The 13950-nt window shown below is 66.0% G+C and carries 13 protein-coding genes; 6 read left to right on the top strand and 7 right to left on the bottom strand.

From position 1 onward, the window contains the following. Nucleotides 1-6: 6 nt before the first annotated feature. Nucleotides 7-894: a MipA/OmpV family protein gene (locus tag GGD67_RS29360; RefSeq protein WP_179737768.1), complete on the bottom strand. Its 888-nt coding sequence runs from the start codon at nucleotides 892-894 to the stop codon at nucleotides 7-9. A 349-nt stretch (nucleotides 895-1243) separates the two neighbouring features. On the opposite strand from GGD67_RS29360, the gene GGD67_RS29355 reads away from it, so the two are divergent. Then, a complete protein-coding gene (locus GGD67_RS29355; RefSeq protein WP_018317340.1) occupies nucleotides 1244-1924 on the top strand; it encodes a response regulator transcription factor in 681 nt (226 codons plus the stop codon). Continuing rightward, on the top strand, nucleotides 1921-3285 hold the full coding sequence (locus tag GGD67_RS29350; RefSeq protein ID WP_179737766.1) for a cell wall metabolism sensor histidine kinase WalK: 1365 nt from the start codon (nucleotides 1921-1923) through the stop codon (nucleotides 3283-3285). The genes GGD67_RS29355 and GGD67_RS29350 overlap by 4 nt, the downstream gene beginning before the upstream one ends. A gap of 16 nt (nucleotides 3286-3301) precedes the next feature. Here GGD67_RS29350 and GGD67_RS29345 read toward each other — a convergent pair whose 3' ends face one another. Further along, nucleotides 3302-3466, bottom strand: coding sequence for a hypothetical protein (locus GGD67_RS29345; protein ID WP_179737764.1), 165 nt, complete (start codon nucleotides 3464-3466; stop codon nucleotides 3302-3304). A 13-nt stretch (nucleotides 3467-3479) separates the two neighbouring features. Between GGD67_RS29345 and GGD67_RS29340 the strand changes: the two genes are divergently transcribed. After that, complete coding sequence (locus GGD67_RS29340) at nucleotides 3480-3749, top strand: hypothetical protein (protein ID WP_179737762.1); 270 nt, start codon at nucleotides 3480-3482, stop codon at nucleotides 3747-3749. A gap of 52 nt (nucleotides 3750-3801) precedes the next feature. Here GGD67_RS29340 and GGD67_RS29335 read toward each other — a convergent pair whose 3' ends face one another. The 3 genes from GGD67_RS29335 to GGD67_RS29325 all read right to left on the bottom strand — a co-directional run bounded on the left by GGD67_RS29335 (nucleotide 3802) and on the right by GGD67_RS29325 (nucleotide 6158). Next, complete coding sequence (locus GGD67_RS29335) at nucleotides 3802-4158, bottom strand: hypothetical protein (RefSeq protein ID WP_179737760.1); 357 nt, start codon at nucleotides 4156-4158, stop codon at nucleotides 3802-3804. A 271-nt stretch (nucleotides 4159-4429) separates the two neighbouring features. Continuing rightward, nucleotides 4430-5023 carry a DUF2147 domain-containing protein gene (locus tag GGD67_RS29330; protein ID WP_179737758.1) on the bottom strand — a complete coding sequence of 198 codons (594 nt, stop codon included), beginning with the start codon at nucleotides 5021-5023 and terminating at the stop codon, nucleotides 4430-4432. A 106-nt stretch (nucleotides 5024-5129) separates the two neighbouring features. Continuing rightward, the gene (locus tag GGD67_RS29325) at nucleotides 5130-6158 is read right to left on the bottom strand and encodes an NAD(P)/FAD-dependent oxidoreductase (protein WP_179737757.1); all 1029 of its coding nucleotides are present in this window, start codon (nucleotides 6156-6158) and stop codon (nucleotides 5130-5132) included. Between the two features lie 183 nt (nucleotides 6159-6341). Here GGD67_RS29325 and GGD67_RS29320 point away from each other — a divergent pair, with 183 nt between their 5' ends. Then, a complete protein-coding gene (locus GGD67_RS29320) occupies nucleotides 6342-6809 on the top strand; it encodes a thioesterase family protein (protein ID WP_018317346.1) in 468 nt (155 codons plus the stop codon). Between the two features lie 45 nt (nucleotides 6810-6854). Here the strand turns inward: GGD67_RS29320 and GGD67_RS29315 are convergent, their stop codons facing one another. Continuing rightward, nucleotides 6855-7175 carry a 2Fe-2S iron-sulfur cluster-binding protein gene (locus tag GGD67_RS29315; RefSeq protein ID WP_018317347.1) on the bottom strand — a complete coding sequence of 107 codons (321 nt, stop codon included), beginning with the start codon at nucleotides 7173-7175 and terminating at the stop codon, nucleotides 6855-6857. 164 nt (nucleotides 7176-7339) lie between these two features. Next, nucleotides 7340-7714, bottom strand: a complete 375-nt coding sequence (locus tag GGD67_RS29310) for an Hpt domain-containing protein (protein ID WP_179737755.1) — start codon at nucleotides 7712-7714, stop codon at nucleotides 7340-7342. Between GGD67_RS29310 and GGD67_RS29305 the strand changes: the two genes are divergently transcribed. Together GGD67_RS29305 and GGD67_RS29300 are read left to right on the top strand one after the other, a co-directional pair. Beyond that, the gene (locus GGD67_RS29305) at nucleotides 7713-7967 is read left to right on the top strand and encodes a hypothetical protein (RefSeq protein ID WP_179737753.1); all 255 of its coding nucleotides are present in this window, start codon (nucleotides 7713-7715) and stop codon (nucleotides 7965-7967) included. The two genes, GGD67_RS29310 and GGD67_RS29305, sit on opposite strands and share 2 nt — an antisense overlap. Before the next feature lie 147 nt (nucleotides 7968-8114). After that, nucleotides 8115-13889 carry a negative regulator of septation ring formation gene (locus tag GGD67_RS29300; protein ID WP_179737751.1) on the top strand — a complete coding sequence of 1925 codons (5775 nt, stop codon included), beginning with the start codon at nucleotides 8115-8117 and terminating at the stop codon, nucleotides 13887-13889. The last annotated feature ends 61 nt before the right edge of the window (nucleotides 13890-13950 follow it).

Raw genomic sequence — 13950 nt, 5'->3', positions numbered from 1 at the left:
GCCGGCTCATCGAATCCTGAAATCGAACGAATAGGACGCGCCGAGGCCGACGGTGGTCTGGTTCGACGACCCCCGCAGCTTCACCAGCGGACTGTCCGCGGCGTCGCCGAGCAGCTTCTCGTATTCGACATAGGCATGGACCTCCCACTGCGGATTGATGCGATAGGAGACCTGGCTGCCGAACCCGACCGAATGCGCGCCGCCTTTGGCGTTGTATGTCGGCAATCCCGACGCCAGCGCCTGCGCGCCATCGACGCCGAAATACGGCGCGGTCGCGTTGGTGCTTTTCCAGGTGAAGCGCGGGCCGGCCGAGATCGTCAGCCTTTGAATCAGCGGCACGATGACGTCGGCGGAGATGTCGGCGACGGTGCCGGTATGGCCACCCATGCCCTGGCGCAATTCGCTGCGCAGGCGGAGCCAGTCGACCGGATAATATTCGACGAAGCCGCCGAGCTCGTAGGAGGCCTTGACGTCGCCAAGGCCCGTCAGCTCGGCATATTTGTCGGCCTTGCGCGAGGTGACGTATTTGAACGCAGGCCCTGCGCGAAAATTGCCGACGTCGAGCAGCGCGATGCTGGCGCTGTCGCGCGGGCCCCGAAACTGGTCGATCGATCCGGCGCGGCGGATGGAGAAGATCGGGATCGGCATGAGCTTGCCGTTCTTCGATCCGACGAAATCCGGTGTGTACTCACCACCGATGCCGACCATGACCGTCCAATTGCCGGAGGGCGAAGGCAGCATCGGCAGCTCGAACGGCGGCGCCGGCAGCGTGAACGCGGTCTGCGCCGATGCGGATTGAGGGATCGCCATGATCGCGCCGAGTGCGGCGAGCAAGGTGGTCGTGAGCCGCACATTCACCGTGAGGCGAAGAGCGGCGTCGTCAAAATGCTTCATTACAGGGCCCCGGACCGGCCTTCCTGGCCTGGTCGACTCGTGTGGTTGGAGCTCCAGCATGTGGTCCGGCAAAATTGCCCCAAGATTGCAAGGCGACAACCACCGCCCCAAGATGCTCCCGGCGCGCACGAAGCGGCGCCATCGAACCAACATTGCCCGAACATTGCCGGGAGGCATTCACGCGCCCAAACTTTGGCCGGCACTGCCGGTCACCCCACTCGCATTTGCCTTTTATTCGCCAAGCTCGCTGCCTTTATGGGAACCCTGCGCAGGAGCCGAAACGCCAGACTTCGGCCAGGGAGCGTCACGCTCGGGGATTTGTTGCCCAGCAGAGTCAAGGACGACCCGCGTGCGTTCCCTCGTAATCGAAGACGAACCGCAGATCGGCGCCTATGTCAGCCGCCTGCTCGGGCAATTGCACGGAATCGTCGACCTCGTTGGCTCGATTGCCGATGCCCGCCAGGCGCTCGACAATTTCAAATATGATCTCGCCATCATCGACCGCATGCTGCCCGACGGCGATGCGCTCCAGGTGGTCACGGCCCTGAGCCAATCCCCGGACCGGCCCGCGATTATCATGCTGACGTCCAAGGACGCCAAGGAAGACGTCGTCGAGGGTCTCAACGGCGGCGCAGACGACTATCTCGGAAAGCCGTTCGAGCCGCAGGAATTGATCGCGCGCGTGCGGGCGGTGCTGCGCCGGCCCCGGCTGCTCGCTCCCTCGGTATTGTCGCTCGGCAACGTCGAGCTGCATCTCGGCAGCAACGAGGCGGTGGTTGCCGACACCAGGATCCTGCTGCGGCGGCGCGAGGCACTGATCCTGGGAGCGCTGTTGATGCGGCGCGACCGCGTCATCACCCGCGCCGCACTGATCGAGGAGATCTACGGCTTCGACGACGAGATCGAATCCAACACGCTCGAAGCGCAGGTCTCGCGCCTAAGGAAGAAATTGCTCGAGCTCGGCGGCGACGTCGAGATCCGCAGCATGCGGGGCATCGGCTACATCCTGCGGCTGGCAACGCCGCGATGAGGTCGATCGCCCAGACGTTTGCGTTTTCGCTCGGCATCGCCGCGACGACGATCTTCCTGATCATGGTCGCGATCTTCGTCTCGAGGTACCCGATGGAGGAACGCGAGTTCAGAGCGTGCCGGGTCGTGGCCGCCGTTCTCGATCGCGCCACTGTTATCGATGGGCAGAACCTGACGGTGCGCCCCTCTCCCGGGCTCGAAGAGCTGAAGGCGGACAGTCCAAACCTCTGGTACGTCGTCTCCGTGGGCAATCTTGTCAGCGAGTACGGCAGCGAGCACCGGCCACAGCTACCCTTCGCCTTTCCCTATCGCGGGCCTGTCGGCTTGTCCGTCTTCAGCACACCCGACCAGAACAGCACGTTCTGTCTCGCGGTTGCGCAACGGGGCGGCTTGCGGCTCACGACGATGGTCGGCGAGCCTCAGGTCCGCTTCGGCCGGCTCGCAAGAAGCTTCCTCGCCCGCAGCTTCTTTTCGATCCTCGTGGTAGCGCTGGCCTTTGCGGCCACCGTCGCGATCGGGTCGGCGCTTGCTGCGCGTTTCGTCTCACGCGGCATCGCGCGGGTCGCGCGTCGCGCCCTCGCGATCGATCCATCGGCCCCGCAGGGCCTGATCTCGTTGTCCGAGGTCCCGCGCGAGCTGAAGCCGCTGGTCGAGGCGCTAAACCGCGCCTTCGGCGAGATCGATGCCTATATCAGGATGCAACGCCGCTTCCTCGGCAATGCCGCCCATCAGCTCCGCACGCCGCTGACGCTGCTGCGCGCGAAGGTCGAGGACGTACCCGAGCCTGCCCTAAAGGCCGAACTGGTGCGCGATATCAGGCGCCTGACGTCGCTGGTCTCCGCGATGCTCGATCTGGCGCGGCTGCAAAACCATGCGATCGAAAAACGGCCGATCGATCTCGCCCAGATCACGCTGGACGTGCTCGCCGATTTCGGCCCCTCGGCACTGGACGCCGGCATCGAGCTCGCGCTGGAACAGGCAGAGAAAGGTCCGCTCCTGGTGCAGGGCGTGGACGCCGCGATTCGCAGCGCGCTCGCCAATCTCGTCGGCAACGCGCTCATCCACGCCCGTGGCGCACGACGCATCGTCGCCACGCTCGGCCGCGACGGCATCTCGATTGACGACGACGGCGCAGGCCTGCCGGACGGCGTGGAGCACGGGCTGACCGAGCCGTTTCAGACCGGCAACACTGCCGGCGATGGCGCGGGCCTCGGCCTGTCGATCGTCCGCGAGATCATGGCCGCGCACGGTGGCGAGCTGGTCATCTCCTCCACGCCTGGCCGCGGCACGAGCATGAGCCTGCGTTTTCCCGTCGCCGCCGCACCGACCAGATCTCCGCATTTGGATCTGCAAGCGGGCTGACTGCGAGCTGCGCCGGTCAATCCGCGAAACCGTCCGGAAACACTGGCGCGAAAAACTTCTTTCTCGTTTCATCGTTGCGCATCAAGCAATCAATATGTTCGCCGACGGCCACGGGAATGTTCTCGCACAAGCGAACCTGTTCCGGCATCGAGACGACCAAACTTCCGATTGACATCTTCAACGGAGATTTTCCAATGCGTGTTCTCACAATGATTGCCGTCGCCAGCGCCGTGATTGCGAGCTCGACCGGTGCTTTCGCCAGCGAACTTCCGACTTACGAAGTGAAATCGTTGCCGATCTCGGCGACGCAGGTGCAGGTGCTCGGCGGCGCCGGCGTCGAGGAGCAGTCGGCCGCGCCCTCGATGATCGTCGCCGGCATGCCCGCCTCGCCGGCGCAGGTTTCGGTGCTGTCGCCGCGCGTCAAGCAGCTCGCGAGCGCAGGTTCGGGCAGCGAAGCGCGCTGAGCTTTCGCATCGCTTGCGGCGCCTGCATCCGATGCGGGCGCCGTCAGCGTTTTCAGGTCATGCTGCCCGGCATGAAGCAGCGCACGCGCGGATGGCCGTCGATATAGTGCTTCCACACCATGGTGCGGCCGATCTTGTTCGGCACGGTGATCACGGCACCGTCAGGCACCACGACCCATTCGTCGTCGATGCGGACGCGGAAGCGGCCGCGATCGGACTCCCAATCGACGTCGGCAATGACGTAACCGTCGGCGTCGGTGCAGCACTGGCCGAACTCGCTGTGCAGGCTTTCGAACCAGGGTTTTAGCGGCGAGTTGGCGTAGCGCCCGTCGTCGCGCGCCAGCGCCGAATTGGTGAGCAGAACCGTCAGCCCCAGCAGCAAGGCGGCACACTGTCTTGCAGGTCTCATGTCGTCTCCGCGGTCGAAGTGATCGCCGCGAGGCAAACGCTACCGTCTGCCCGCAGCACCGCGCACGGCAGGCATGGAGACGGCGACTCGCTCCCCAGCAGCTTTGCGGACAGCTATGCAAATCCGGCGCCAGCGCGCATTCCGGGGAACTACTGGAGCAGGCGGGGCACGCATTCGCCTTTCGGCGAACGTCGCCGCGAAGACCGTCTGCTCGTGCGGGGAATGACCGTGACCGGAAGCTACCGCCGATCAGCCAGCTCAGAGCTCGAGCCTACTGCTTGGGCGCCGGCGCCATCATCGTGCCGCCGCTCTTCTTCGTCGGTGCCGGCGGCTTAGTGGCCGCGGCTTGCGCAGGCAGATACTTCGCGACGATGGCAGGATCGACCTGGGCGATGTTGGTGTCAGGCAGGCGCGTCCAGGCCTCATCCTTGCCGAGCAGCGCGATGCCGAGATAGCCGCGCAGGGTCAGGGTCTGACCGTCGGGACTGACCTTCATGTTGGCCTTCCAGATCTGGCCGTCGCGCGGATTGAGCACGTTGCCGCCTTCGTACTTCAATCCGTCGCGCTTCATGTTGCGGACGAAGGAGATGCCGAGCACCGGCGCATTCTTGCGATCGTCGGTGCACTTGCTGCAGATCTCGTTCGGATCGTCGCCGGGCCGCGGGAAGGTCTTTGCGATCACGCCTTCGAAGATGCCGTTGTGGTCGATGAAGAGAAACCATCCGACCGTCTTGCCGTCCTCGACCTTCTGCCAGAGGCCCGCCGCCGTGGGCTCGGCGATTTGTGCCGCAGACGGCGTCACCGTCGCGAGCGACAATGCGAGCGCGAGGAAGGGAAGCAGCCGAGAGCTGGTAAAAATCCGCATTAGATCACCTTGTTATTCCACGACCGGAATGGCCGCAGACTACGGCGATTTCGCGAACGGTTCCAGCACCAGAAACATGGGGCATCCCCTCCCCACCCTGCCGCCGTCAGTTGACACCGAGCTTCTTTTGCAGGCTGGAGGACGAGGTCGTGTACTGGAACACGAGCCGCTTCTCCGGATAGACGTAGCGATGGGCTTTTTGCGACATCAGCGCGCCCTCATGGAAGCCGCACAGGATCAGCTTGATCTTGCCGGGATACGTATTGATGTCGCCGATCGCGAAGATGCCGGGAACATTGGTCTCGAACGCGGACGTCTCGACCGGCACCAGATTGTTCTCCAGCGCGATGCCCCAATTCGCGACCGGGCCGAGCTTCATGGTCAGCCCGAAGAACGGCAGCATGGTGTCGCAGGCAATGTCCGTGACGCTGTTGTCGTTGCCCTTGATGGTGGCGCCGGTGAGCAGGCCCTCTGCGCCGGAGAGCGCCGTGACCTGGCCGAGTCGGAGATCCATCTTGCCGCCGGCAACCAGCGCGCGCATCTGCTCGACGCTGTGGGGCGCGGCGCGAAACTCGTCGCGCCGGTGCAACAGCGTGATGCGCTTCGCAATCGGATGCAGATTGAGCGTCCAGTCGAGCGCGGAATCGCCGCCGCCGACGACCAGCACGTTCTTGTCGCGGAACGTCTCCATCTTGCGCACGGCGTAATGGACTGAAGTGCCTTCGTAGGCCTCGATGCCCGGCACCGGCGGGCGCTTGGGCTGGAACGAGCCGCCGCCGGCCGCGATCACCAGCACCTTGCATTCGAACACCTTGCCGGCGTCGGTGGTGCAGCGGAAGGCGGGATCGCCGATCTTCTCCACCGTCTCGACCATCTCGCCGAGATGGAAGGTCGGATGGAACGGCTTGATCTGCTCCATCAACGCGTCGGTGAGGCCCTGCCCCGAAACCTGCGGAATGCCGGGAATGTCGTAGATCGGCTTTTCCGGATAGAGCTCGGCGCACTGGCCGCCGACCTTGTCGAGGATGTCGACGAAATGCGCCTTCATGTCGAGAAGGCCAAGCTCGAAAGCGGCGAACAGACCGCAGGGGCCGGCGCCAATAATCAGCACATCGGTTTTGATCACATCGCTCATGTCGTCTCTTTATCGGTCGTTATCGGTTGGACGGCGGCCCAGCGGGCAGAGGTGACCCTGCCTGTCTAGCCAACGGGGATGGATCAGGGAAGGCATAAAAGAGGGAGCGCCCCGCAGCCGCGCCCACTTGCCGGGGCAAAATAACTGGGCTGTAACGAGGAAAGATATGACGGAGATCAATCGGTGAACGCACCAAGCCGCCTCGATACGACGCCGCGCCTGGAGGACTATCCCTACCGCCTCAGCGACAACGTCCGCTTCGGCGATCTCGATCCCAACCAGCACGTCAACAACGCGGTCTACGCCACCTATTTCGAGACCGGCCGCGTCACGCTGATGAAGCTGCCGGAGTACGGACTGACGCCGCCAGGGCTCGCCTGGATCATGGTGCGGCTCGACATCCACTTCCGCGCCGAGCTGCACTGGCCGAACACGATCGAGCTCGGCCTAGGCGTAGTGAAGCTCGGACGGACGTCAGTGACCTTCGAGCAGGTCGTGTTCTCGCAAGGAAAGTGCATCGCCTCGGCGATGTCGGTCGGGGTCATGCTCGACGAGGCGACGCGGCGGCCAGCGCCGCTCAGCGCGGAGATCGTCGAGAAGCTCAGACCCTGGCACAAGCGCGGCATCGAGGTCGCGACGCCGAACATATAGTTCAGTTCAGAAGAGGCAGGCCTGTAAGGATCAGGCTTGTCAGGATCAGGCCTGGCGTTCCGGCGTCGTCACGACGAGACCGTCGAGATCGTCGGAGACCTTGATCTGGCAGGACAGGCGCGAATTCGGGCGCACGTCGAAGCCGAAGTCAAGCATGTCCTCTTCCATCGGCGTCGGGCTGCCGACCTTCTCGCGCCAGGCTTCGTCGACATAGACATGGCAGGTCGCGCAGGCGCAGGCGCCGCCGCATTCGGCCTCGACGCCGGGAATGCTGTTGCGGATCGCGGCTTCCATCACGGTTGCGCCGTTCTCGATTTCCACCGTGCGGGTTTCGCCCTTGTGGTCGACAAAGTGAATCTTGGCCATGTGTGCTCGTGCTGCCGCGGTGCTGGGAATGAAGGAGGGTCCGGGCTGTCCTATAACGGGTCGATCAGCCGGGCGCCATAGGGTTTTCAGCCGAAGTGAATCCCGCTTTGCGGGAAGAAAACGCGTCAAAACAAGAGACTAGAGTCCGGCTCGGCCGCGTGGCCTCAAGACTTCAGCATCGCCTCGATGGCGGCGCGGGCCTCGGTCACCGCCTCTTTCAGCGCGGCGAAAGCGTGACGCTGGTCATGGCCGGTCTGGACCGCGATCTCCAGGCTTGCGGCCGCATCCGCCACCGCAAAAGCGCCGATCCCGCGCGCCGAACCCTTGAGCTTGTGGGCCAGCACGCCCGCCTCGGCCGGCAGCGTCGCCATCGCCGCGATCAGGCGGATCGCCTGCTCGGCGAACATGGCCAGCACTTCCCGTTCCAGTTCGGCGTCGCCGAGCGTCATCCGGGAGAGGTGATCGAGGTCGAGCGGGCTGTCGATGGGTGCAAGCGGGGGCGAGGGCATCCAGTCCATCCGTTGCAGTTCAGGAGTCATGGCGCAGGCCCCGGCATCGCGCGACGGTTCCGCCGGTTCGGCGGTGAATGACCTCACCCAAGCATGGAAATGGTTAACGAAATGTTCGGGGGCAGAGACGCAGTTCCGCCGGTTTATTGACGAAAAGTTGCCGCAATCTGCCGAGTCCAGTGGAGAATTGCATTTATTGCTAAGGCGTTACGGCCCGATCCTGTTAACGATGATTAAGAATGTCTTAATCGCGGGCATTTCATTCGCGACGCTCTGCCAATAGGATGTTGCGGAAATTGGCGGACAAGCCGTCCGGGTGGGGACGGCTCGGAGATCCGCGCAAGCGGCATGATCCGGTCTGTGGGCTTGCGCACGCAGCGCGCAGGGCTCGCGGGGGGACGCGTACAAGTAACGAGGGCTCGGACTGAACATGGCGAACACTCCGAAAAAGGTCAAAGACCCCACAGAAGTTGCGCTTTCTGCGATCCAGGAAGCCCTGAACATCAGCGACACGGCTGCCGACACCAGCCGCAACGCCGCGATGCGCAACGAAACCGCGCCTTCGGTGGCGCCGCCGCCCCCGATCTTCGACGAGCCGAGCTTCGAGCCGCGCCCCGCCGCCAACGAACGTTCGACCGTGTTCGACCCGGTCGAGGAGCCGCGCTCTTCGCGCCGCGCCGCCAATGACGACCGCGAGACCATCGGCCAGCTGCTCCAGGCCCTGCAGAAGGGCCGCCCTGCCCGCAACGTCTACACCTTCGCCACCATCTTCGCCGGCGTCTGGCTCGCCGCCTGCGCCGCGCTGACCTTCGGCTTCCTGCCCTCGATCCAGGCCGCCATGGGCCAGAGCGGCGGCGTGCTCGTGATCGCCGGCCTGGTTGCGATGTTCTTCGCGCCGATCATGCTGTTCTACTTCCTTGCGAGCCTCGTCTGGCGCGGCCAGGAAATGCGCATGATCGCGCAGGCGATGGCGCAGGTTGCGATCCGCTTCTCCGAGCCCGAGGGCTCGGCCTCCGATTCCATGGTCACCGTCGGCCAGGCCATCCGCCGCGAGGTCGCGGCGATGGGCGACGGCATCGAGCGCGCCATCGCGCGCGCCGGCGAGCTCGAGACGCTGGTTGCCAACGAGGTTGCCGCGCTCGAACGCGCCTATTCCGACAACGAAGTGCGCATCCGCGCCCTGCTGCAGGACATCGCGCATCAGCGCGACAATCTGGTCGGCCAGGCCGAGCAGGTCCGCAGCGCCATCTCCGGCGTGCAGATCGATTTGCGCCACGACATCGCGCTGATCTCTGATGCCATCGCCTCGCGCGTCGACGAGGTCGCCAAGTCCATCACCGGCGCGCTGGAAGAGCGCGGCGCCCACATCACCAGCGCGCTGAGCAATGCCGGCGACAACATGATCCTGGCGCTCGGCGAGCGCGGCGGCGACCTGCTCGACCGCCTCGAGGAAGCCAGCAACGAGACCACGCGCGCCGTGCTCGATGCCAGCGAGCGGCTGACCACCAGCCTCAACTTCAAGACCGGCCACGTCCACGACGAGTTCGTCGACCTCGCCGACCGCGTCCACGAGATGCTCAACGAGCGCATCGACCGCATCACCGGCGAGTTCGAGCAGCGCTCCGCCGCGATCGTCGACGGCATCTCCGAGCGCACCGAGCAGGTGCACGACAGCCTGAAGAATTCCTCGGATTCGCTGCTGCTCGAGCTCGAGCTGCGCTCCAACGACCTCTCCGCCAAGATCGACGACGCCGGCAACCGCCTCGCCGGCCAGATCCTGACGAGCGGCGACAAGGCGAGCGAGGCGCTCGACGCCACCGTCAACACCCTCGTCGCCAAGGTCGTCAGCCAGACCGAGACCGCGCACGACTCGCTGTCGCTGCAGATGAGCGCGTTCGACGAGCTGGTCAGGAACCAGGGCACCGAGCTGGTCGAGAAATTCGCCCGCGACAGCGGGACGCTGGGCGCGCTGATCACGCGCCATATCTCCGAGTTCGACCGCACCGTGAAGACCTTCGGCGGCGAGATCGTCGAGCGCATGGGCCAGCGCACGCAGGACATCCACGAGTCGCTGAAGACCTATGTCGAGAATTTCGACACCCGCTTCACCGCCAATGGCGGCGAGATCACGGCCGTGCTCGACCAGCGCCTGGTGCAGTTCGAGACCACGGTCGGCGAACGCGTCAACCACCTCGACGCCTCGCTGAACAGCAAGATCGCCAGCCTCGACGGCACGATCGATGGTCACCTCAAGACCTTCGACGAGCAGCTCGTTGGCCGCGTCGCCGCGCTCGAACAGTCGTTCGACACCCGCGCGCAATCCATGACCGAGACCATCGACGGGCGCATCAACACGCTGGCGACCTCGCTGACCGACGGCGCCGCGCAGGCGATCCAGTCGATCGACTCCCGGCTCACCCACCTCACGACGTCGCTGACCGGCGGTGCTTCGCAGGCCATCGAAACCATCGATGCGCGCCTCAACCATCTCACGAGCTCGCTGACCGGCGGCGCCTCGCAGGCCATCGAGACCATCGATGCGCGCCTCAACAACCTCACCACCACGCTGACCGATGGCGCCTCGCAGACCATCCAGTCGATCGATACCCGCCTGACGCACCTCACGACGACGCTGACCGGCAATGCGACGCAGGCGCTCGAGTCGATCGACTCCCGCCTCACCTACCTGACCACCGCGGTCACGAACGGCGCCTCGCAGGCCGTGCAGTCGATCGACACGCGCCTGACCCTCTTGACCTCGACCCTCACGGACGGCACCGCGCAGGCGATCGAGGCGGTCGACCGCCGCATCACCGGTGTCACCGAGATCATCGACGGCCGCAGCACGCACCTGACCGACACGGTCACGGCGCGCTTCCAGGAAATCCACCAGGTCATCGAGACCCGGGTCGGCTCGGTCGCCAGCGACATCGACGTGCGCGTGGCACAGTTCGAGGACCTGCTCGGCTCGCGCGTCGAGGCCGTCGCAGGCCGCATCGAAAGCAGCGGCCGCCAGGCCAGCGAGGACATGATGTCCCGCGCCGAGATGATCTCGACCGCGATCCGCTCGCATGTCGAGGACGCCGAGCGCTCGCTCACCAACCTCGTCGTCAACACCAGCGAGACGATCCAGACCGGTGCGCGCACCGCCCAGCAATCGCTGATGACGGTCTCCTCCGACGTCAACGCCCAGCTCAAGATGACCTCTGCCGAGGTCGAGCGCGCGCTGACCGCGGTCGGCACCGGTTCGGCGAACTCGATCCTCAGCAGCGCCCGCGAGGCGCAGTCGACGCTGGTCGCAGCCTCGGGCGAAGCCTCCAACCAGATCAAGGGGCTCGCGGCCGACGTCGAACGTACGCTGTCGGCGGCAGGCTCCGCCACCGCAGCCTCGATCCTGGCCGGCGCCCGCGAGGTGCAGACCACCCTCGTCACGGCGTCCTCGGACGCGGCCAACCACGTCAAGACGCTCACCGCCGACGTGCAGCGTTCGCTGTCGCTGGCAGGCTCCACCACGGCGGAATCGATCACCGCCGGCGCCCGCGATGCGCAGAGCGCGCTGATCGCGGCCTCGGCCGAGACCGCCAACCAGATCAAGGCGCTATCCTCGGACGTGCAGCGCTCGCTGACGATGGCCGGCACCTCGACCGCCGAGACCATCATGAGCGGCGCCCGCGAAGCCCAGAGCACGCTGGTTACGGCCTCCTCGGATGCGGCGAGCCAGGTCAAGTCGCTCGCGGCCGAAGTGCATCGTTCGCTCTCGCAGGTCGGCCAGTCGACCGCCGAGACGATCACCACCAGCGCCCGCGACGCCCAGAGCACCCTGCTCTCCGTCTCGGCCGAGCAGACCAGCCAGGTCCGTTCGCTCGCGGCCGAGATGCAGCGCGCGCTGGCGACCGCCGGCGGCGCCACCATCGAGGCGCTCACCAGCGGCGTGCGCGAGGCCCAGGGCTCGCTGATCTCCGCCTCGACCGACGCGGCCAGCCAGATCAAGTCGCTGACCACGGACATCGAGCGCACGCTGACCGCAGTCGGCGCCGACACCGCCTCGACCATCCTCAACAGCGCGCGTGAGGCCCAGACCTCGCTGACCTCGACCTCGGCGGACGCCGCGAGCCAGATCCGCACGATCTCGACCGAGATCGAGCGGACGCTGAGCGCGGCCACCGCGAACGCGACCAACGACATCCAGACCAGCGCGCTCAACGCCCAGAACGCGCTGATATCGGCCTCCAACGAGGCGAGCTCGCGGGTCAAGTCGAGTTCGTCCGACGTCGAGCGTTCGGTGCTCGCCGCCAGCTCGAGCTTCGGCCAGGCCATGACCGGCAAGACCGACGAGATCGTCACCTACGTGCAGCAGCAGGCCGACCGCCTGTCGAACATGATCGACGCCAAGCGCGGCGCCCTGGTCGACGCGATCGGCTCCAAGACCAGCCAGCTCACGCTCGACATCGACCGCGTCACCTCGGACGCGCTGAAGTCGATCGAGACGCGCGGCCAGGCCTTCTCGCAGACCATGATGGGCAACGGCTCGGAAGTCGCCCGCACCATCAACGCGGCGAGCGAGATCGCCACCGGCGCGGTCGGCAAGTCGCTGAAGGACCTCGAGCAGGCCTCGCGCGCGGCGATCGACCAGTCGCGCCAGGTCTCGATCGCGGCCGTCACCGAGATGCAGGAGACCAGCAAGATCCTGCGTACCGACACGGTGGCGCTGTTCGAGCGCCTGCGCGAAGGCAACATCCTGCTTCAGGAGGTGCTGACCGGTGCGCACGACAACCTCAACTCGCTCGAGCGGGCGCTGGTGACGCGCGTCGCCGACTTCGTCTCGGCGATGAACGACGTCACCTCGCGCAACGGCGCGGCGACGCAGAACCTGGAAGAGCAGCTCAACGTCTTCAACAGCAAGACCACGAAGGCGCTCCAGGATCTCGGCGAGCTGTCGACCCAGTTCGACGCGCACGGCAAGGCTTTGGTCGACGCCGCGCAGGTCGTCGAGCAGAGCAACAAGAACACCACCGCCTCGCTCGCCGAGCGCAAGCAGGCGCTGGAATCGCTCGTCACCACGATCGACCTGCGCACCGCCGATCTCGACCAGCGCCTGTCGCGCTTCACCGGCCTGCTCGATGAATCGCTGGCAGCCGCCGAAGAGCGTGCCCGCGACATCGCCCGCGTCGTCGCCGAGACCGCCGGCGCAGGCTCGGCCGCGATCACCCGCCAGTTCGAGGCGGTGCGTGCGGCCTCCGAAGAAGAGCACCGCCAGACCATCGAGGCCATGCACGACATCTACCGCCAGACCACGGACGAGGCGGATACGATGTTCAAGCAGTCGACCGAGAAGTTCACCAACCTCGTCTCCAGCATGAAGCAGATGGCCTTCGAGATGCACAACGAGCTCGAAGCCACCCGCAACGAGCTGCGCCGCGGCGTGCTCGAGATGCCGCAGGAGGCCGCCGAGAGCACTGCGCAGATGCGCAAGGTGATCGTCGACCAGATCGAGGCCCTCGCCGAGCTCAACCGCATCGTGGCACAGCATGGCCGCGGCCTCGATGTCACCACGACGAGCCGCGCCTCCGTCGCCGTCCAGCGCCAGGAGGAGCCGATCATGGCGGCTGCGGGCGGACGTAGCGCCGAGACCCGCATGCGCGACACCGGCAGCGCTTCCACGCTGCCGCCGCCGGACCTCGGCATGCCGGCCGCACGCCGCACTGACGCACCGCCGGTCGCGCCCGCCGGTAACGACCAGGGCCGTGACGGCTGGCTGTCGGACCTCCTCAACCGCACGGACGCCAATCAGGGCGCCCCGACCGGCCGTGAGGCTCCGCGTGGCCGCGCCGCACCCGCGCCGCAGCCGCAGGCGCCGCAGGCAAGCAGCAATCCGCTGGAATCGCTGTCGCTCGACATCGGCCGGCTGATGGACCGCAACCTCGCTGCCGAGATGTGGGACCGCTACCAGCGCGGCGAGAACAAGGCCTTCACCAAGCGCCTCTACACGCCCGCCGGCCAGAAGGCCTTCGACGAGGTCGCCCGCAAGTACCGCGCCGACCGCAACTTCAAGGGCACGGTCGACCGTTATGTCGCCGAGTTCGAGCGCCTGCTCGACGAGGTCGCCCGCGACGGCCGCGGCCCGCAGGAGCTGCGCAGCCACCTGACCTCGGAGACGGGCCTGGTGTACACGCTGCTGGCACATGCGGCGGGACGGCTGGGGTAAGCGGCTCGCAGCGACACGAACAGCGAATGAAAACGGAGGCCTCACGGCCTCCGTTTTTGTT

Origin of the sequence: Bradyrhizobium sp. IAR9, from assembly GCF_013408065.1 — a bacterium.
Classification (GTDB): domain Bacteria; phylum Pseudomonadota; class Alphaproteobacteria; order Rhizobiales; family Xanthobacteraceae; genus Bradyrhizobium.
Note: the sequence above shows the minus strand (reverse complement) of the source record. Positions and strands in the feature narration are given on the sequence as shown.

Bases quoted from the DNA above. Each gene is read 5' to 3' on its own strand.
- GGD67_RS29360 (WP_179737768.1), bottom strand. From the start codon at position 894: ATGAAGCATTTTGACGACGCCGCTCTTCGCCTCACGGTGAATGTGCGG.
- GGD67_RS29350 (WP_179737766.1), top strand. From the start codon at position 1,921: ATGAGGTCGATCGCCCAGACGTTTGCGTTTTCGCTCGGCATCGCCGCG.
- GGD67_RS29340 (WP_179737762.1), top strand. From the start codon at position 3,480: ATGCGTGTTCTCACAATGATTGCCGTCGCCAGCGCCGTGATTGCGAGC.
- GGD67_RS29335 (WP_179737760.1), bottom strand. From the start codon at position 4,158: ATGAGACCTGCAAGACAGTGTGCCGCCTTGCTGCTGGGGCTGACGGTT.
- GGD67_RS29330 (WP_179737758.1), bottom strand. From the start codon at position 5,023: ATGCGGATTTTTACCAGCTCTCGGCTGCTTCCCTTCCTCGCGCTCGCA.
- GGD67_RS29325 (WP_179737757.1), bottom strand. From the start codon at position 6,158: ATGAGCGATGTGATCAAAACCGATGTGCTGATTATTGGCGCCGGCCCC.
- GGD67_RS29315 (WP_018317347.1), bottom strand. From the start codon at position 7,175: ATGGCCAAGATTCACTTTGTCGACCACAAGGGCGAAACCCGCACGGTG.
- GGD67_RS29305 (WP_179737753.1), top strand. From the start codon at position 7,713: ATGGCGCAGGCCCCGGCATCGCGCGACGGTTCCGCCGGTTCGGCGGTG.
- GGD67_RS29310 (WP_179737755.1), bottom strand. From the start codon at position 7,714: ATGACTCCTGAACTGCAACGGATGGACTGGATGCCCTCGCCCCCGCTT.
- GGD67_RS29300 (WP_179737751.1), top strand. From the start codon at position 8,115: ATGGCGAACACTCCGAAAAAGGTCAAAGACCCCACAGAAGTTGCGCTT.